At 42.3% G+C, this 18,440-nt stretch carries 15 protein-coding genes and 1 tRNA gene; 7 read left to right on the forward strand and 9 right to left on the reverse strand.

The annotated features are described in order from the left end of the window. Positions 1–157: 157 nt before the first annotated feature. On the forward strand, positions 158–1,072 hold the full coding sequence (locus RM347_RS03555) for an ion channel (RefSeq protein WP_322718103.1): 915 nt from the start codon (positions 158–160) through the stop codon (positions 1,070–1,072). Positions 1,073–1,092: 20 nt separating this feature from the next. On the opposite strand, the gene RM347_RS03560 is transcribed toward RM347_RS03555, so the two are convergent. Further along, positions 1,093–1,287: a hypothetical protein gene (locus tag RM347_RS03560; RefSeq protein WP_322718104.1), complete on the reverse strand. Its 195-nt coding sequence runs from the start codon at positions 1,285–1,287 to the stop codon at positions 1,093–1,095. 506 nt (positions 1,288–1,793) lie between these two features. Between RM347_RS03560 and RM347_RS03565 the strand changes: the two genes are divergently transcribed. The 3 genes from RM347_RS03565 to RM347_RS03575 all read left to right on the forward strand — a co-directional run bounded on the left by RM347_RS03565 (position 1,794) and on the right by RM347_RS03575 (position 7,307). Next, positions 1,794–3,497: an alpha/beta hydrolase gene (locus RM347_RS03565; RefSeq protein ID WP_322718105.1), complete on the forward strand. Its 1,704-nt coding sequence runs from the start codon at positions 1,794–1,796 to the stop codon at positions 3,495–3,497. 966 nt (positions 3,498–4,463) lie between these two features. Beyond that, positions 4,464–5,336, forward strand: coding sequence for an SDR family NAD(P)-dependent oxidoreductase (locus tag RM347_RS03570; RefSeq protein WP_322718106.1), 873 nt, complete (start codon positions 4,464–4,466; stop codon positions 5,334–5,336). Between the two features lie 471 nt (positions 5,337–5,807). Continuing rightward, positions 5,808–7,307, forward strand: a complete 1,500-nt coding sequence (locus RM347_RS03575) for a glycosyl hydrolase family 57 (protein WP_322718107.1) — start codon at positions 5,808–5,810, stop codon at positions 7,305–7,307. Positions 7,308–7,462: 155 nt separating this feature from the next. Here the strand turns inward: RM347_RS03575 and RM347_RS03580 are convergent, their stop codons facing one another. The 4 genes from RM347_RS03580 to hisF form a co-directional block, all read right to left on the reverse strand. Beyond that, positions 7,463–8,821, reverse strand: coding sequence for a sensor histidine kinase (locus tag RM347_RS03580; RefSeq protein WP_322718108.1), 1,359 nt, complete (start codon positions 8,819–8,821; stop codon positions 7,463–7,465). 949 nt (positions 8,822–9,770) lie between these two features. Next, a tRNA-Ala gene (locus RM347_RS03585) sits at positions 9,771–9,843 on the reverse strand. A gap of 101 nt (positions 9,844–9,944) precedes the next feature. Further along, positions 9,945–10,139 (reverse strand): hypothetical protein, encoded by a 195-nt coding sequence (locus RM347_RS03590; RefSeq protein WP_100901219.1) that lies wholly within the window; start codon positions 10,137–10,139, stop codon positions 9,945–9,947. Positions 10,140–10,238: 99 nt separating this feature from the next. Continuing rightward, positions 10,239–11,012, reverse strand: coding sequence for an imidazole glycerol phosphate synthase subunit HisF (hisF, locus tag RM347_RS03595; RefSeq protein WP_322718109.1), 774 nt, complete (start codon positions 11,010–11,012; stop codon positions 10,239–10,241). 168 nt (positions 11,013–11,180) lie between these two features. Here hisF and ruvB point away from each other — a divergent pair, with 168 nt between their 5' ends. Together ruvB and RM347_RS03605 are read left to right on the forward strand one after the other, a co-directional pair. Next, positions 11,181–12,281: a Holliday junction branch migration DNA helicase RuvB gene (gene ruvB / locus RM347_RS03600; protein ID WP_322718110.1), complete on the forward strand. Its 1,101-nt coding sequence runs from the start codon at positions 11,181–11,183 to the stop codon at positions 12,279–12,281. Positions 12,282–12,419: 138 nt separating this feature from the next. Beyond that, complete coding sequence (locus RM347_RS03605) at positions 12,420–13,223, forward strand: tetratricopeptide repeat protein (RefSeq protein ID WP_322718111.1); 804 nt, start codon at positions 12,420–12,422, stop codon at positions 13,221–13,223. A gap of 58 nt (positions 13,224–13,281) precedes the next feature. On the opposite strand, the gene RM347_RS03610 is transcribed toward RM347_RS03605, so the two are convergent. From RM347_RS03610 to RM347_RS03620, 3 genes are all read right to left on the reverse strand, one after another. Beyond that, positions 13,282–14,670 (reverse strand): cytochrome P450, encoded by a 1,389-nt coding sequence (locus tag RM347_RS03610; RefSeq protein ID WP_322718112.1) that lies wholly within the window; start codon positions 14,668–14,670, stop codon positions 13,282–13,284. Positions 14,671–14,743: 73 nt separating this feature from the next. Then, entirely contained in the window at positions 14,744–15,559 is an 816-nt protein-coding gene (locus RM347_RS03615; protein ID WP_322718113.1) for a TIGR01548 family HAD-type hydrolase, read from the reverse strand. Between the two features lie 40 nt (positions 15,560–15,599). Continuing rightward, on the reverse strand, positions 15,600–16,070 hold the full coding sequence (locus RM347_RS03620; protein WP_322718114.1) for a DUF29 domain-containing protein: 471 nt from the start codon (positions 16,068–16,070) through the stop codon (positions 15,600–15,602). 136 nt (positions 16,071–16,206) lie between these two features. Between RM347_RS03620 and RM347_RS03625 the strand changes: the two genes are divergently transcribed. Then, complete coding sequence (locus tag RM347_RS03625) at positions 16,207–16,506, forward strand: 30S ribosomal protein PSRP-3 (RefSeq protein ID WP_012410744.1); 300 nt, start codon at positions 16,207–16,209, stop codon at positions 16,504–16,506. Between the two features lie 7 nt (positions 16,507–16,513). On the opposite strand, the gene RM347_RS03630 is transcribed toward RM347_RS03625, so the two are convergent. After that, positions 16,514–18,379, reverse strand: a complete 1,866-nt coding sequence (locus RM347_RS03630; RefSeq protein WP_322718115.1) for a serine/threonine-protein kinase — start codon at positions 18,377–18,379, stop codon at positions 16,514–16,516. Between the last annotated feature and the right edge of the window lie 61 nt (positions 18,380–18,440).

Genomic DNA, 18,440 nt, shown 5'->3' on the forward strand with positions numbered 1-18,440 from the left:
AGCAGATAAATTAGTAGGGTAGGCATTGCTTACCCTATTTTTTTGTGGATTTAGGCAAAGAAAGTTGAAATTTTCGTTCCCTTGCAGATAACTGGAATGTCTCTAAAGCAACTTAATTTACAATACTAAGCAGTTGCCGTTCTTTTGGCTACTTGCAATGAAATTTCGACTAAAGAGACTTTCACGGAAGAAACGACAGCGTCTGATCCCACCGATTCAGATTCAAGTTCGAGATGGAAAATTTGAGATTATGGGTATGGGTGAATGGCATTCTTACTGGCGCGATCCCTACCATTTGCTGCTAACGATTCCCTGGGCTGGCTTTCTGATCCTGATTTGTACTTTCTATGTAACTATTAATGCTCTATTTGCCCTAGCTTACTTGATAGGAGGAGATTGTATTGCCAACGCCCGACCTGGCTCTTTTTTAGATGTCTTCTTCTTTAGCGTCCAAACCCTAGCATCCATTGGCTATGGGGCAATGTATCCTAAAACAACTTACGCCAACATTATTGTCACCATTGAAGCAATGATTGGTTTGGTGGGAATTGCTGTAATGACGGGACTAGCGTTTGCTCGATTCTCTCGACCTACAGCTCGTGTGCTATTTAGTCGTGTAGCAGTGATTACATCTCACAATGCGATGCCGACTCTCATATTTCGCACCGCTAATCAGCGTCGCAATATGATTCTGGAGGCGCAGATGCGAGTCTACTTGATGCGCGACGATGTCACCCTAGAAGGGCAGTTCATGCGTCGGTTCTACGATCTCAAACTGCTGAGGAACCAAACACCTAGCTTCACATTAAGCTGGTCAGTGATGCATGTCATTGATGAGTTTAGTCCTCTATATGGGATGACACCAGAATCGTTAACCCAGACAAATACTATGTTGATAATCTCTTTGAGTGGCATTGATGAAACGGTTGCACAGGTCGTCCATGCCCGTCATAGTTATGGTGCTAATGAGATTTTGTGGAACAATCAATTTGTCGATATTTTCCACCACACACCCGATGGACATCGCTACATTGATTACAACCGCTTCCACGATGTTTTACCTTTAGATTAAAGGTTTGAAATTTGTGAAAGTTACTCAGAAGTCTGATTAAGTGGTGGTTGTAAGGGTTTAACGATCACCCGGCCATTTTCAACTACAGTGCAACTTTTAACCATGTTATTGCTGTGGTTAACTGGCACATCCGGACACTGGTTTTGGTGGGAGATATTTTGCTCTTGTTGTTGGTTGAGGACGACAACACAACAGGCGCAGGAGGCGAAGGACATATAAAATATTTTGATCTCTATATCTATTATCGCCCTACTGATGCTATTTGGCTGAAAAATTTGCTACCCATGTGTTTTGATCGTTCAGGACAATAAGTAGGGGATCACATCTGTGTGCTGGTGTCAATTTAAAGCCAGGGCGAATAGAATTCGCAGAGTTTACGGACACACAAACAAAAGCTCACCCTCTGTGGGCTAAAAGAAACAAGGGGCTTAAGCCCCTTACTATACGCAGAGTGCAGCGCAAGCACGATAGGTGAGGAAGCCTGCGTAGATGAGGTTTCTAACCGTTGATTTAACCTTAAATTGACACCAATAAAATTTGTGCCCCTTAGCATACCGAAATTTAGTTGAGTGCCGATTATTGCGTATATGCGAAACTATGGATGTAAGTATTTGCTTTCTTGTGCTTTTAGCTTGTGTAAACAGGAAAGCGGTTATAGATCCCGCCCCGCTTTCCTCTCTGTCCAAACTTGTTTGGCAGGGTTAGACAGTGGGTTTTTCTAATGAAAAAATTTTTGAGATATCTGGGTTTAGGTTTGCTATCTACGTTTCTGACTGCTACTCCCGGATTGGGAGCTGAACGCATTAGCTTTTTTTACCCTCCCTTCGGCGAATTCTCTTTATCTGTGGACTCGCTAGAAACTTTTGCTAAAGAAGGCAAAATCGATGACGAACTTTCCTTTTATGCTAGTCGTGCTACTCCTCAACAACTCACTCAACTGCGGGATCTGCTCCAGCAAAGGTTCAATGTTACTCCTACACTAGTATCTCAAGTTACCTACTCACCCATAGGCGAGCAGCTAATGCAACGTCTAGGAGAATTACTCCTGACTGAGTCTCGAAATAACGGCTTTTATGCCATACGTGCCTCTTTGATTTTGGCTGCTGCCGATCAAGACGGTTTAACGGTTGTGAATTTGCTGCGTAAATTTCCCAGCAATACTATGCGGGTGAATTTCACAGAAGGGCTAAAGATAGTTGATGACTTGTCACAATTGCTCAAAAAAAGAGATGAAGTTGTAGCTTTTCTTCAAAAAGAGGCGATCGCTCAAGCAGCCAATTCAACCGTTGACTTCTCAAAACAACCAGATTTGCGATCGCCAGGAAAATTCCGCTGGCAGAAAAAAACCTTGGAGCTAAATGACATTTCTCGCAATCGCCGTCTACCGGTAGATATCTATTTACCTACAACTCAAAACTCAGAACTCCCAACTCAGAACTCTCCGTCGTCTCCCTTTCCCCTGATTGTAATTTCTCATGGTGTCGCCTCAGACCGCTCTCCCTTTGTCTATCTGGCTGAACATCTAGCATCCTATGGTTTTGCCATTGCTGTACTAGAACACCCTGGTAGTAATGCCCAACGTATTCAGCAATATTTTGCGGGTTTGGCAGGGCCGCCAGAAGCAGCAGAATTTATCAACCGACCTTTGGATATTAAGTTTCTACTTGATGAACTCGAACGGCTAGATAAATCCGATCCTACCCTCCAAGGAAAACTCAATTTTCAGCAAGTTGGAGCGATCGGTCATTCCTTTGGTGGTTATACTGTTTTGACTCTCGCAGGAGCAAAGATTAACTTTGAGCAACTGCGCCAAGATTGTAATCCCAATAATTCATCTTTTAATTTATCGTTGATTTTGCAGTGTCAAGCAACTGAGTTACCGCCGCTAAATTACGAACTCAAAGACGATCGCATCAAGGTAATCATGGCGATTAACCCGATTGACAGCTCAATTTTGGGTGAGAGCGGAGTCAGTCAAATTAAAATTCCGGTAATGCTGGTAGCAGGTAGTCAAGATATTTTTGCGCCACCTGTCTTTGAGCAAATTCGCCCTTTTACCTGGCTTTCTGATCCCAATAAGTATTTGGCTTTGATTGAAAACGCTACCCACTTTTCTGCGATCGCTGAACCTACTTCTGAGAATGATGTCTTACCTGTGCCACCTGCCTTGCTGGGCCCCGATCGTACTGCTGTTTATTCCTATCTCAACGCCCTCAGCGTCGCTTTTTTAGAAACCCATCTACTTAACCGCCCTGAATACCGTTCCTATTTGCAGCCTTCCTACGCCACATTTATCAGTAAAGAGCCGCTTAATCTCAGTATTTTACAGTCGTTATCGGTAGCTCAGTTCAATCAAATTTGGAATGGGTCAACTGCCCAGTCAGCCAAACCATCAAAATCTAAACCTACTCCTACTTCTCCTTAGTTCTAGGAAGTTGGGAAAATACAATAATTTACGCCAATGTCTATCTTTGCTCCAAGCAAGCCGATTTAACTGTGGGTTAATAATTACTAATTAAGTAAATCCACGTAGTTGATCTGTGTAAGCAGAATAATCAATTAGGAATCATGTTGACTTACAGTTTAGATCCCCAACTTCTTAGAGAAATCGGGGATCTTATTATTCACGAATGATGAAAGTTTGCTATAGAGATGCAAGTCTCAAGGATTCCTTTGATTAACTCAAAGATAAACCTAAACAAATTACCATTTGTTCCAAAGTTTTGGCAGATAGTTTAAGACAATAAACTAGCCTATTCTATTATTTTCAAAAAATAAAAATCATCTACCTTTATTTTTAATAAAACAGTAAATATACTGTTGCAATTCTGTGAATTAATTAGAAACTCTAACTGTTGCAACCATCAACCAAAATCTATATGTCTTTTTTGTTTCTAAGCTATGAATTAGACATAGCAATTTCCTAAAACAGAGGCTATTTGTCAGGAAATTAAGATATTTGTACTGAGGTATTCATAAAAACTTATTTAATAAAATCTTTTTTATATATATGCTTGTCGTTAAGAAGTATTAAGAAATCCTTATTAAAGAATATTGCAATACCTTGATTTAATTGCTAACGTGTGTATGACAACGATGCTGATGAGCGCTCGGATCTAGGAGAAGTAAAATCTATGAGCTACATGCATTCAGCCAAGTGTGTTAAGGATTGACGGGTTAAGAACGAGAAATTTCTGCCTCGTATAGAGAATTATGAGGGATTGCAGATTAACCAAGAAATATCTCGTTGGTAAAGGTTTAGTTTCAGTTTGATTTCAATTGCGATTGATTATTTGTCTTACCTTGTGCCGATAAGTGAATAGCTCAAGATTTGAGTTTATCGGCAATAACGAAGAGTTTGGTAAGACTTAAATTTTGGAGGATAAAACCAATGGAGATTCAAGGTAAAGTTGCTCTAATTACAGGAGCTTCTCGCGGGATTGGACGAGCGATCGCCCTCGAACTAGCGCAACAAGGCATCAAGCGGCTGATATTGGTGGCACGCGATCGCCAAAAGTTAGTCGAGGTAGCCAACGAAATCGAGGCGATGGGCACAGAAACTGCGATCGTGGCCTTAGATTTGACGCAGACAATTGAAGTAAATATCGCTGTTGCCCAACTGTGGCGTAATTACGGACAGATTCACCTGCTAGTGAATTGTGCGGGAGTCGCCTACCAAAATTCGTTTTTGCAATCCAAAATGCCTCAAGTTCAAGAAGAACTCTCTGTGAACTTGTTAGGAATGTATAACCTCACCAGTCTGATCGCTCGCCGCATGGCCAGCCAAAGACAAGGGACAATCGTCAATGTATCGAGTCTGATGGGGAAAGTTGCAGCACCGACGATGGCGACTTACTCAGCTACCAAGTTTGCCATCTTAGGGTTTACCCAAGCCTTGCGCCAGGAACTAGCTGAATACAATATCCGAGTGATTGCATTACTGCCTTCCCTCACAGACACAGACATGGTACGTGGCTTAAAATTATTTCGCTGGGTGATCCCCATGACTACCCAGGAAGTGGCTAAAGCATTCGTCGCCGGAATGCAAAGGGATGCACCAGAAATTTTAGTCGGATGGCAAAGTCATTTAGCTGTATTGTGTCAACGCCTCGCCCCTTGGTTGCTAGAGCTAATTTTAAGAATCGCTACTCCGGCGGCACCAAGAAAACAACAGCCGAATGAAAAACTCCAGAAACTGATGCCGAAACTGAGTTTTTTGACGAGAATCCATCGTTTCGGCGACATGTTCTTGTCAAGAACATGATTTCTTGCGTATCTGCACATAAGTTCTAAATTTGGAGAAGCGATCGCCTTCTCTTCTGCGGTCAATTGCCTTTACATTTAAGGTAAAAACGGGAGTACCCAACCAAATCAACTAGATTGACCGCAATCAGCCATTCTTACCCAACCCAACTCAATCAGCTTCTAACTCTAGACATCGGCAATCTGCATAGACTAACTATATTTTGCTGATCCCCGCTGCTCATAAATTTCTGACTAAATCTGGCGTATTACTAGACGGTAAACAAACTTTATCAATAAATAGAACCCAAAGATGCGAATATCTGGGTAGACTGCACCGATGATTACTAGACTTGCCTGAGTTCGCAGTTACTGAAAATCACCAAATTAAAAATGTTATGGCTCAGGATATTTATTGTATCTGTGCTGAGTCAGGTGCTATTAGATACTCTTGCAAATTTTATAGATTTAACTTATTTCGGAGCAACTAGAAATGCTTTCCTTCCCCACAACGCTTACTCCTTTGCCCGAAATCATTGATGGCTTACCGAATATTTCTGGTTGGGAAACAGAGGTTATCTCTGTAGTTAACCACGATCAAGCAGTATTTTTACCAACAACGAATATCCGCTTGGAAGATGTAAATGCTGTGTTTGCGATCGCTTTACACATGCACCAGCCAACTATACCTGCTGGAAATGGCGGTACACTCATCAGCAATCTGCAATATATGTTTGAACATCCTCATGAAGGGGATAACCATAATGCAGATCCTTTTGCTCATTGTTACAGTCGTATGAAAGACTTGATCCCCGAACTTGTAAATCAAGGTTGCAATCCGCGTGTGATGTTGGATTACTCAGGTAATCTTCTGTGGGGACTGCGGCAAATGGGACGCGGTGATGTTCTCGATAACCTTAAACGCATCACTTGCGATCGCAACTACCAACCTTATGTAGAATGGCTGGGTACAATGTGGAGCCATGCAGTTATTCCTTCCACACCCATAGCAGATATTAAATTACAGATCGTTGCATGGCAACATCACTTTGCAGCAATTTTTGGCTGGGAAGCACTAGCGCGAGTTAAAGGATTTTCGCCTCCAGAAATGCACCTACCAAATCACCCTGATGCTCTCTTTGAATTTGTGAAAGCGCTGAAAGAATGTGGATATCGCTGGTTGCTCGTTCAAGAACATTCTGTAGAAACTCTTACCGGTCAATCTCTCACTCATAAACATTTACCACATCGTCTAATTGCCCGTAATTCTCAAGGCGAAACAATTAGCATCACAGCCTTAATTAAAACCCAAGGTTCGGATACGAAATTAGTTGCTCAGATGCAGCCTTATTATGAAGCGAAAACATTATCCAAACAACAAATTGGCGATGTATTTGTACCACCAATAGTTAGCCAAATTGGTGATGGAGAAAATGGCGGTGTGATGATGAATGAATTTCCTAGCGCTTTTAAACAAGCTTGGTGGGATATGGGAAATAATGGGGGAGGAAAATCAGGTGTTGTTGGTGTGTGTGGTACAGAATATTTAGAATTAATCGAAGCAGCGGGATGCAAATCTGAAGACTATCCAACTTGTCAGCCAGTGGGACAACATCAGATTTGGGAGAGAGTTTCACCAGATAATATTCAACCGCAAGCTGTAGAGAATGCCATTCAAGAATTAAAGCAAACAAACTCTAATTTTCATCTGGATGGAGCCTCGTGGACAAATCATATCAGTTGGGTAAAAGGATATGAAAATGTTTTGTCTCCCATGTATCAATTAAGTAGTTTATTTCATCAAAAGATCGATCCATTACTGCAAACTGACTCAGCAGAACCAATTACTAGACAATCTCAATATCGTAACGTTCTTCTACATAACCTTTTGCTGCAAACCAGTTGTTTTCGTTATTGGGGACAAGGCGCTTGGACTAACTATGCACGGGAAATTTATCAAAGTGGCGAAAGTTTGCTAAAAACGATATTTTAATAATAAAGAACTCAGGTGAGGGAATGAAACAGCCCTGCTTTTTTAAGGGTGGGGCTGGGGCTATATTGCACATGCTGATTTCAAAATCAGTATTTGAGTAATTGTTTATTTGAGAAACTTGTTAGTATGTGGGACAAGTTTCTAAATATATGTTGCTAGACCAGAGGTAACAATATTTCAAATTTTGTACCTATATCAATCTGTGAATGGAAATTTAATTTTCCGCCATGTCTGACGGTTATAATTCGATAACTTACTGCTAAACCAGTATTTTTACTATTTTTTGTTTCAAGTGAAAAAGATTCCATAATTTGCTGTTGCAATTCTTGAGACATTCCAGGCCCATTATCGGCAATGCGAATCAAGATCCAGCGAGAATCTGGTGCATATTGGTTACTTGCTTCCTGTGATATAACTTCTGTGGTAATCTCAATTCGGGGTTTTTGAACAGTATTTGTCTCTTCTAAATGCAACTGCTGTCGCACTGCCTCATTGAGTAAAGTATCGACAACTTCGCTTAAAATATTCATCAAAACCTGGTTTAACTGCCCCATAAAGCAATATACTGGAGGCAATTGACCGTAGTATTTGACGATTTCGATTTCTCCTTGAAGACGGCTATTAATTAATAAAATAATACTATCTATACAGGCATGTAAATCTACTGGCTTGGGATAAAGTTCATCGATATGACAGAAGTTTTGCAAGCTAGTAACGAGTTTCTTTAATCTTTCTGCTCCCGTGCGAATACTAGCAAGCGATCGCGACAAATCTTGTTCTAAAAAATCAAATTCTATCTCTTCTTTAATCTGATTAATTGCCTGAGAAACAGATGGTAACTCTTGCTCGTAAGCCGCTATCAGCTTGAGTAAATCTTGGCTGTAGCTTGAAACATAAGTTATGTTACCCCAAATAAAACCCACTGGGTCTAAAATTTCGTGCGCTACGCCGTCTACCAAACGCCCCAGATTTGCCATTTTATCATTCTGAATCATTTGGGCTTGGCTGCGTTCATACCGTACTAAATTGTCGATTCCCCGAATTTGCCAAGAAATAATATTTAATTCTTGGACATCTAATAATCTATAAACACCAGATTCTGTTTGTACTACAATTGGTTCTGCTAATAATTCTGGCGATCGCTTTAAGCTAAGTTGCATCGTAGTTAAAATTGATGTTGTATCAGCAACCAGCAAAATCGGTGTCCGCGCATAGCTGTAGAGAACTGCTAATGGTTGCTGAACAAATAACTCTTGTCCGAATGGGCGAATCAAAAATTCCAGCAGTCGCCGCCGCGAAATCATCCCAATGAACTGTCCCTGTTCTACCAAAATTACTCCTGGTAGCAAGGGATATTTTTCCAAAAAACTAGCCACTTCCATAGCAGTGTGGTTGATTTCCACTGGGAAGTTGTACATTGGTAGTTCTTGCAGGGTTGAATCTAAATTAAGATCGCCATCGCTACCCTCAGACAAAAATGGCGGTGAGATTTGATAACTGAATTCTTCTGTCACTAGACACCCTGATTATTCAAAGACAGGTAAACAATAAGTTAATATTTTACATTCTGTCACCCTCTAAATCCGGTTTCTGTGAGTGGAATGATAACTTTGCCGCCACTGGAACCATAACTTTGCCGTTAGCGAAGCTGTGATGCTTATTTTCTCGTTAGGCGATCGCATTCATATTTTAGCCATTGGAAGCATAACTTTGCCGGAAACCAAAATTGGAAGTATAAGCTTGCCGCAATTCACACTCATTCTAGAGGCTTGCATCACCTACAATGAGAGTAATGATTCCCGATCACCATCAATGGAAGAGGTTGCTAAGCGTTTGGAATGCGACAGAATAACTATTTTTAGCCATTTTCCAAGTTTATGTCATGCCATCTCTGCCAAATACCTCAACGATAGAAAGGCGATTCTTCTGAGAAATGTACAGCAGTCTTGCGATGAAGTTCGATGAATTGCCCTAAGTTTACACAATCAGGGAGTAGGCTGTAGACTCTATGCCTTTTTAGGGAGTAAAAATTCATGCAAAATTTGTGTAGTCATTGCTTCGCTCCGCTCGCAATGACAGGAGAGAGATTTTTCACTCTCACAAAAATAGCATGAACCGAAAATCACCAAATTTCATCAAAGTCAACACCCTAATCAGGGAGTATATCCGTCTGAAGCCCGCGTTTCAGAACGGATGAGTATGCCAGGATACTTAAGATACACAGAAGCCCGTACAGTATTGCAAGACATACAATGCCAATTAGGCAAATGCTAACTTAAATTTGCTTCGAGTCATCGAGCAATCATTTCTTTTACGCTTTTCCTTGCCTTCCTTTCCCTCTCTTTTATGCGACAATGACAATCATTAGTTGTCCTTTGAGAACAACAAGCATAAAGTGACCTTTTTGGACAACTAGTGCTTGTTGTCGCAACAATGAATGAAAAAAGTTAGGGAATACGAGAATGGAGCTAAGCGGATTCGAACCGCTGACCCCCTCAATGCCATTGAGGTGCGCTACCAACTGCGCTATAACCCCTTAAAATCCATTATAAATAATGGCTTAATTATTGGTGCTTTGTCAAGCTTTTTGTGGAAACTAAATTTTAAATATCTCCTCTAGCACTCAGTACTTAGCACTCATAAAGACACTTGCAACAAATAGGTCATACAGTGCCCCATCAGAAAGTAAACTACTAACATGGCAGCAGCAGCCAGAGCAACCAATGTACCAGCCAACATGAGAGAAAATTCTTTACTCTCGTAGGCTCTTTCCATTAAGTGCAGCGACCACGCCACCAGGGCTACATCAAAAAGTAAAATAGGAAGCAACATATTTTTTAATATTTGTTAATACTTGTAAAATAATATTAACACCCTTTTAGGGAACTGTGTCTAACCTAAGATAGATGTCATTAAATGATAAATGGTGGATCAAGAGAATGTTCTTACTGGCACGTTGCGATCGCGCAAATAATTTTTGATTTCTGCTACGCTTAATTGTCCGTAATGTAACAGGGATGCCAGTAATGCTGCTTCAGCTTTGCCTTCAGTTAGGGCTGTGTAGATATGTTCACAATTACCTGCACCACCAGAAGCAATAACTGGAATTTCTACAGCATTGGCAATTGCCCGTGTGATCTCAATGTCATACCCGGCTTGGGTTCCATCAGCATCCATACTTGTTACTAGCAGTTCTCCGGCCCCCCGTTTTTCAACTTCTTGTGCCCAAAGTAGAGCATCTAAGCCTGTATTTTCCCTGCCACCCCGCACATACACATCCCAACCTGGATTCTCCGGGTTATTTCTGCGTCTGGCATCAATAGCAACAACTATGCACTGATTACCAAAGCGATCGCTTGCCCGATTAATCAAGTCTGGTTCCCGCACTGCCGCAGAATTAATACTAACCTTATCTGCGCCCGCTCGTAACAAAGCTTTAACATTTTCTAAGGATTGAATGCCACCACCCACAGTCAATGGAATAAAGACCTGTTCAGCAGTGCGGTAGACCACATCTAAAATTGTAGCTCGGTCTTCATGAGTAGCTGTAATATCCAGAAATACTAACTCATCTGCACCGGCTTCGTTGTAAACCTTGGCCAGCTCTACCGGATCGCCTGCATCTTGGAGATTGACAAAGTTAACTCCTTTTACAACCCGTCCCGCCTTCACATCTAAGCACGGTAAGATTCTTTTAGATAACATAATAACTTTTGTACTTCTGGGTAATTGACCGGAATTTAAATTTTAAATTGGCGCGGGTATTTCCAAACGAAAATTTTCACGGGCATGGGGAATGGGGCATTGATTATTCTTTCTCCCCCCGCTCCCCAGTCCCCAGTCTCCAGTCCCTTAAAAGTAGATAGCTGAATTATGGCGATAATCTCCTCGAAAAAACAGCCTCCAGAACCCAACGGAGAACCAAAACAGCGTCGAGAGTCGGCGAGGACACCATCCACAGAAAATATTTTGCAACCTGAAGCTGCTATTGATGAACAAGATAAGCAGGAAGAAGGTATTCGACCGCAGCGATTTGCCGATTACATTGGGCAAAAAGATTTAAAGGATGTGCTCGATATTGCTATCAAAGCAGCTAAGTCTCGTGGTGAAGTGTTAGATCACTTGCTGCTGTATGGGCCGCCGGGATTGGGCAAAACCACAATGGCAATGATTTTAGCATCGGAAATGGGGGTAAATTACAAAATTACCAGTGCGCCAGCCTTAGAACGTCCACGAGATATTGTCGGGCTACTGGTGAACCTCAAGCCAGGGGATATTTTATTTGTGGATGAAATTCATCGCCTCTCGCGGATGACGGAGGAAATTCTCTATCCGGCAATGGAAGATTATCGCTTAGATATTACCATTGGTAAGGGTTCCAGCGCTCGCATCAGAAGTTTGCCGCTGTCAAAGTTTACCTTAGTAGGGGCTACAACTCGTGTGGGCGCTTTAACTTCACCACTGCGCGATCGCTTCGGTTTGATTCAAAAACTCCGATTTTATGAAGTTGACGAACTGACTAAAATTGTACTGCGAACCGCTCAATTACTCAAAACACCCGTTACAGATGATGGTGCCACTGAAATTGCCCGTCGTTCACGCGGAACGCCACGTATTGCTAACAGGCTACTTAAACGAGTACGTGATTATGCGGAGGTAAAAATATCTGGCGAGATTAATGAAATCATTGCATCTGAGGCATTGCAACTATTCCAAGTAGATCCTTGCGGTTTAGATTGGACAGACCGCCAGATGCTGAGTGTAATCATTGAACAATTTAACGGTGGGCCAGTGGGTTTGGAAACAATGGCAGCAGCGACGGGTGAAGATACCCAAACAATTGAAGAGGTGTACGAACCTTACCTCATGCAAATTGGGTATTTAACTAGGACTCATCGTGGGAGAATGGCGACTAAGGCTGCATATAAACATTTGGGATTCACGCCGCCTAATGAACAATTGTCATTATTGTAATTATGGGAAATTGGGCATGGGGCATTGGGCATGGGGCATTGATACTCGTAAATGAGTCTTTGAAGTCCATTCCTCTGCTCAATGACAAATGACAAATGACAAATGACAAATGACAAATGACAAATTAGGTAAACCTAGATGATTAAGTTGATTGGTATTTTTCTCAGTCTGTTAATTCTGTTTGGCTGGGCTACTCCAGTCGTGGCACAATCTCAACCACCCATTACTCAAGAACAGTTAAAACAAGGTGATGAGTGGGCAAATCAAGCCTTTGCAGCGACGAATCAAGGTGACTTTGCGACGGCTGAAACTTACTGGACAAAGATTATTGAGCAATTTCCCACGAATGCGGGAGCGTGGAGTAACCGGGGAAATTCGCGGGTGAGTCAGAATAAGTTACAAGAGGCGCTGGCAGATTATAACAAAGCGATAGAACTAGCGCCAAATGTCACCGATCCATATTTGAATCGGGGGGCGGCGTTAGAAGGAATGGGAAAATGGGACGATGCGATCGCAGATTATAATCATGTCTTAGAACTTGATCCTAATGATGCGATGGCATATAACAATCGCGGTAATGCCAAAACAGGTTTAGGAAAATGGGAAGATGCGATCGCAGACTACAAAAAATCTAATGAGATAGCCCCGAATTTTGCCTTCGCCCGTGCCAATTATGCCCTGGCTCTTTATGAAACTGGTCAAAAAGAGCAAGCAATCCGCGAAATGCGAAATATCGCCCGTAAATACTCCAAATTTGCTGATGTGCGTGCAGCCCTCACAGCTGCATATTGGGTAAATGGAGAACAAGGTGAAGCCGAAAGCAACTGGGTAGCAGCTTATGGACTTGATAGCCGCTACAAAGATATCGACTGGGTAAAAAATATCCGGCGTTGGCCTCCCAGCCTAGTTACAGCTTTGGATAAGTTCTTGAAAATCCAGTAATTAGCAAGTAAATCGAAAGGGAAGCAAAGCAATCGCTCCCACTTGATTCTGAGACTTTTTACACTAAGTTAGTCTCAAGAACTCGCTGATTTTGCTGACGCTTTCCAGTTACCATCATTGGTACACCACCGCCTGGTGCTAACAGGACGCTTTTCCGAACCGGCAGTACTGGCTTTGTCTCAGCTAGTTTCATTTGCCAACTAGATAGTACAGTTGCCAATACCAGTTTCATCTCAAACAGCGCAAATGCCATGCCAATACAACGACGATTACCACCACCAAAAGGCAAATATTCAGATGGAGTAAATTGGCGTTCTAGAAAACGATCTGGCTGAAACTGCTTGGAATTGGGGTATAAATCTTCTCGATGATGGCTCAAATAAATACAAGGAACCAATATTGTACCAGGGTCAAATTTGTAGCCTGCAATTTCTAAAGGTGATTTAACCAATCGATTTAATCCCAACATCGCCACTGGATATAGGCGCATTGTTTCCGAACAAACTGCATTTAAATAAGGTAATCGGAAAATGGTGTTTGCATCTTTGTTGTCACCGAGGCTATCTAGTTCTTGCACCAGTTTTTCACGGACTTCAGGCTGATGATGAATCCAGTACAGCGCCCATGCCAAAGAACTAGCCGTAGTTTCATGACCTGCAATCAACAAAGTCATCAATTCATCACGTAATTCCAAGTCTGTCATCGGCTCACCTGCTTCATCACGAGCCGCCATCATTAAAGACAGAATATCACTTCGAGACTCATCAGCAAGCGATCGCCTCTCTTGAATTTCAGCATAGATCAGATCATCCATTTCCTGTCGCAAACGTAGAAAACTTCCCCAAGGACTGCGAGGTCCTAAATCCTGCCGTAATAATGGGAACAGGAGGAATATTGCCCGCAAAATAGGTCTTTTTGGATTCAGGATAGCAATTAGGATTTCTTTGAGTTTTTCATAACGAAGTCCGTCCTTTAGACCAAATACAGCCTTCAAAATCACCTGAAAGGAGATTTCTTGCATGGATGGCAAGACTGTAAAGCGTTCTCCGACTGGCCACTCGCTAGTTACTTGCTTGGTGATTTCACAGATTAAATCACCATAAGCCTGCATTCTTTCCCCATGTAGAGGAGGTGTCAGCAGTTTACGCTGGCGCTGGTGAGGTTTTCCTTCTAAGGATAGTAGAGAATTTGGCCCCAATAAAGGCGTTCCTGAACCTGCTGCTGTACCAGAATCTAACTGTTTTGGATCTGTGGTAAAAATCTGCTGAATTGCTTGAGGATTACTAATGAAGACTTGAGGAGTAAAAACTGGGCCAATTCGGAGAGTGAACATATCACCATAGCTTTTAGCACAGTCTTCCATATATTTTACTGGGTTAGTCAGCCATTGATACGTCTGTACCCAAGGGTGAGTTTGGGGACCGTTAGGCAGTTTAAGTGCAGACATTTTTATTAATCTCCCAATGATTAAAGCAAGATTGTTATCAGCTAGTATTCATGCACCCCTAGCTTGATTAATCTTAGAACACAGATTCAGCAGATGAAGTCACCAATTCTTGAATCTGCCTTGGGGTTAATTCTTGCACATTACGCAAAACTAATGCTGCTCCTGCTGCTATTAGTGTTTCACCATAAGCATCACTACGCGCTGCTGTTTCCTGCACATGGGGCGGTAAAACGCCTACACCAAGCCAAGTGCGAGAAGAATCTTGACCCCGCGCTTTCTCAACGGTATACATATCTGCTACCGTATCTCCCACATACACGATCGCTAATTTTTGTTCGATTCCATTCTCTAACTCACGAACTGTGGCGAAAAGTCCAGTGGGGTCAGGTTTACCTGGTGCATCCTCCATCGCAATCAACACCGGAGATTGCAAACCCAGGCGTTTTTCCAAAATGTAGTTAGCAGAACCACGAGTAGCACCGCTGAAAAATCCCCAAGCAATCCCGGCTTGGGTAAGTTGCTCTAAATAGCTAGGTTGTAATAATAAAGGTTCATTACAGATATACCCAGTAAAATTATTTGGATCTGGGCCTCGGTAGCGGGATTGAAAAAATGCAACGATCGCATTGTAATCTAGTTGCAGTTGCTCACGGCTCTGTTTTTGGGTTTCAAAGTAGCGGTAAATTAATTCCTGCGATGCTTCCCAATCGTTATTCCACACGCCTTCAGACTTCAACTGGTCAATATCTAGTGGGGTTGGGCGATATGCTTGGGTAGTAAAATATTCTACGGTATCTGCGATCGCACGGCGATAGGAACCGCCAACATCGCGCACAACGCCATCAATATCGAAAACAACGATCGCTTTTGCAGAAGTTGGTTGAATCATGGGATAGGAAGCAAAAGAGTTTTAAATTATCATAATGCGCTCATGACTCAGGTAAAAAATCGGGGTTTAGGGTTTGCTCTGGCGTGAAGGGAGATTGTTCGGGGAAGGTAGCCAGATGCAATTCAGTTTCATCGGCAGCCAAGAGTCTAGCATCGTCATAACATAGACCAAAAACCTCATATAAATAGGGTTTGAGGCTAGGACTTTCTTCTACAGCTTCTCTAAGGCATTTGCGATGCTCACGAATTGTTGCTCGCCAACTACCAGAGCGCTTCTCGGCTTGATATTTATACTTCAAGAGGTGCATTAGCACCACTTCCAAATTGCTTCTTAGTGCTTTCTTTTCACTCCTACCCATTGTTTCAATTTCATCAATCAAATTCTTTAAATCCAGTTCTGTAAGCCGACCTTGCTTGAGCAGTTCTGCCGTGGTTTGAATCCACAGGTAAAAGTCTTGCTCATACAAATCTGAACCAGATGTTGTTTGAGATTGGGGCAGTTGGGTAGTCATAAGCATCTCTTTTAGCGCCGACTACACCTTATGCTAGCCCAATCCAATCACTGTTTGGTCATTTGATAGGGTATTGCGTTAAAATAAGCGATCGCTATCCTAGTTAAGTAATGCCCGGAAATTCCCGGAGGTGTGATTGACAAAGTTTATTTTGAAAATTCTGTGGTTAGACGAAAACGTTGCTCTAGCAGTCGATCAAATTGTAGGCAAAGGCACAAGTCCCTTGACTAAGTACTTTTTTTGGCCCAGAAATGATGCCTGGGAAGAGTTAAAAAAGGAATTAGAGTCCAAACATTGGATTACTGACCTAGATCGTGTCGAGTTGCTTAATAAAGCGACAGAAGTGATTAACTACTGGCAAGAGGAAGGCAGAAACCGTCCAATGGCAGAAGCTCAGTTGAAATTTCCGGAAGTTGCCTTCACAGGTAGCGCTTGATATTACATTAGCTATTGTCCTGTTCTACAAGCTGCCACAGTTTGATAGTCTTGTCCCGGCTGGCACTTGCAATTAATTGTGTAACTTTGCTCACAGCAACAGCAGATACTGAGTCTACATGACCAGAGAGAGTAACAATCTCTTCTGCTGTGCTTACTCTCCAAAGTTTAACTGTTTTATCGCAACTTGCACTTAGGAGCGTTTTGCCATCGGCAGTAAAAGCCACAGCCACCACAGACCAAGAATGGCCTACAAGTGTGCAAATTAGCTGACCAGTGTTTACCTCCCACAATTTAATAGTGTTATCATCACTACCCGTCGCCAAAATTTTCCCATCGGGACTAAAAGCGACTGTCAAAACCGCCCATGCATGACCCGAAAGGGTGCTTAACAAGCTATAGCATGGGCGGTTTTGAACAAGAGGCAAGGGGGCAGGGGGCAGGGGGAAAGGGGGAATGTCCTCCGCCCCTTGTGAGTGGTCTTTTAACTCAGCACTATTCATATCCCCCTGCTCCCGTTCGACTACGCTCACGGCAAGCCTGCTCCCCGCTCCCCTATCTCTTCCTAATGCAGGTATCTGCCACAGGCGAATTGTTCTGTCATAACTAGCGCTAGCTAAAAGCTGTCCTTGGGGACTAAATGCCACTGAATTTACCTGTAATTGGTGTCCAGTTATGGTGCAAATTTCTCTGCCAGTATTTACATCCCAGAGTTTGATTGTTTTATCCCAGCTACCACTAGCAAGAATCTGCCCATCTGGACTGAAAGCAACTGATTTTACAGTGTGTGAGTGTCCCAAGAGGGTGCAGATTTCCTCTAATGTCTCAACTTGCCACAATTTGATAGTTTTATCGTCGCTAGCAGTTGCTAGAATTTTCCCATCTGGACTGAAGGTGACTGATTTTACAGCTTGGGAATGTCCTGATAAGCTAGCTAAGACTTTTTTGGTATTTAAATCCCACAATTTGATGTTTTTGTCATCACCACTACTGGCTAAAGTGCAACCGTCAGGACTGATGGCAATCGTATTCACCCTAGCCAACACACCAGAATCTCCACTCAGAGTATGCAAGCATCGCCAAGGAGGAGTTGGTAATTTAAAATTTTGAGTTTTACATTCCATACCCATTGCTTGCATAACTTCATCAGCTGATTGAAAGCGACGGTTAACAGAATTTTGCAGCAGCTTGTCGAGAATTTGCGCTAAGGGATTGTTTATCCCACTAGTAAGATAATCTCGCCAAACCCAGCAATCGTTAGCAATATCAAATAAATCAAAGGGAGGAATCTGGGTAAGTAAGTAAATACAAGTTACACCCAAGCTATATAAGTCACTAGCAAAAACCGCTTTTCCCCTCGCTTGTTCTGGTGCAGAGTATTCTGGACTGCCGATACTGGTTTCAGATGTTAGCCGATCAATTTCTGTAACGATTTTGGCAGTGGAAAAATCAACTATGACGAAATCCCCCTTCTTGGTCATTGGGGATCTACGGATGATATTTTGAGGTTTAATATCACGGTGGATGATGTTGCGATCGCTAATAAACTGAAACACTGGCAACAAATCTTCTAACAGTTGCCAAATCTGAGTTTCATCAAAAGCACCTTCTTCCTCAATCACCTGAGCTAAATTAGTGCCTGCAATAAACTCCTGCACTAAATAGAGATGCCCGTTCTGTTGGAAATAAGCCAATAAAGTGGGAATTTGGGGATGCCTTCCTAAATCTTCTAATTTTTGCGCCTTTTGATCAAAAGTTTTAGATGTTTCAGATTCTGGCGGTAATTCTTGAACGACACAAGGAACTGGCGGAAACTGACCTTCATCTACAGCGAGGAAGGTTTTACAGAATCCCCCTTTACCAATCTGCTTCATTAAACGATAACATTCTTGTAAAAGCAAAATTTCCCTGCCAGAATTACAGGGTAGGCATCTT

This window comes from Nostoc sp. ChiQUE02, assembly GCF_034531305.2.
Lineage (GTDB): Bacteria > Cyanobacteriota > Cyanobacteriia > Cyanobacteriales > Nostocaceae > Nostoc.

Coding starts and splice junctions, on each gene's coding strand:
- RM347_RS03605 (WP_322718111.1), top strand. CDS start 12,420: ATGATTAAGTTGATTGGTATTTTTCTCAGTCTGTTAATTCTGTTTGGC.
- ruvB (WP_322718110.1), top strand. CDS start 11,181: ATGGCGATAATCTCCTCGAAAAAACAGCCTCCAGAACCCAACGGAGAA.
- RM347_RS03570 (WP_322718106.1), top strand. CDS start 4,464: ATGGAGATTCAAGGTAAAGTTGCTCTAATTACAGGAGCTTCTCGCGGG.
- RM347_RS03610 (WP_322718112.1), bottom strand. CDS start 14,670: ATGTCTGCACTTAAACTGCCTAACGGTCCCCAAACTCACCCTTGGGTA.
- RM347_RS03630 (WP_322718115.1), bottom strand. CDS start 18,379: ATGAAGCAGATTGGTAAAGGGGGATTCTGTAAAACCTTCCTCGCTGTA.
- RM347_RS03620 (WP_322718114.1), bottom strand. CDS start 16,070: ATGACTACCCAACTGCCCCAATCTCAAACAACATCTGGTTCAGATTTG.
- RM347_RS03615 (WP_322718113.1), bottom strand. CDS start 15,559: ATGATTCAACCAACTTCTGCAAAAGCGATCGTTGTTTTCGATATTGAT.
- RM347_RS03555 (WP_322718103.1), top strand. CDS start 158: ATGAAATTTCGACTAAAGAGACTTTCACGGAAGAAACGACAGCGTCTG.
- hisF (WP_322718109.1), bottom strand. CDS start 11,012: ATGTTATCTAAAAGAATCTTACCGTGCTTAGATGTGAAGGCGGGACGG.
- RM347_RS03565 (WP_322718105.1), top strand. CDS start 1,794: ATGAAAAAATTTTTGAGATATCTGGGTTTAGGTTTGCTATCTACGTTT.
- RM347_RS03575 (WP_322718107.1), top strand. CDS start 5,808: ATGCTTTCCTTCCCCACAACGCTTACTCCTTTGCCCGAAATCATTGAT.
- RM347_RS03590 (WP_100901219.1), bottom strand. CDS start 10,139: ATGTTGCTTCCTATTTTACTTTTTGATGTAGCCCTGGTGGCGTGGTCG.
- RM347_RS03560 (WP_322718104.1), bottom strand. CDS start 1,287: ATGTCCTTCGCCTCCTGCGCCTGTTGTGTTGTCGTCCTCAACCAACAA.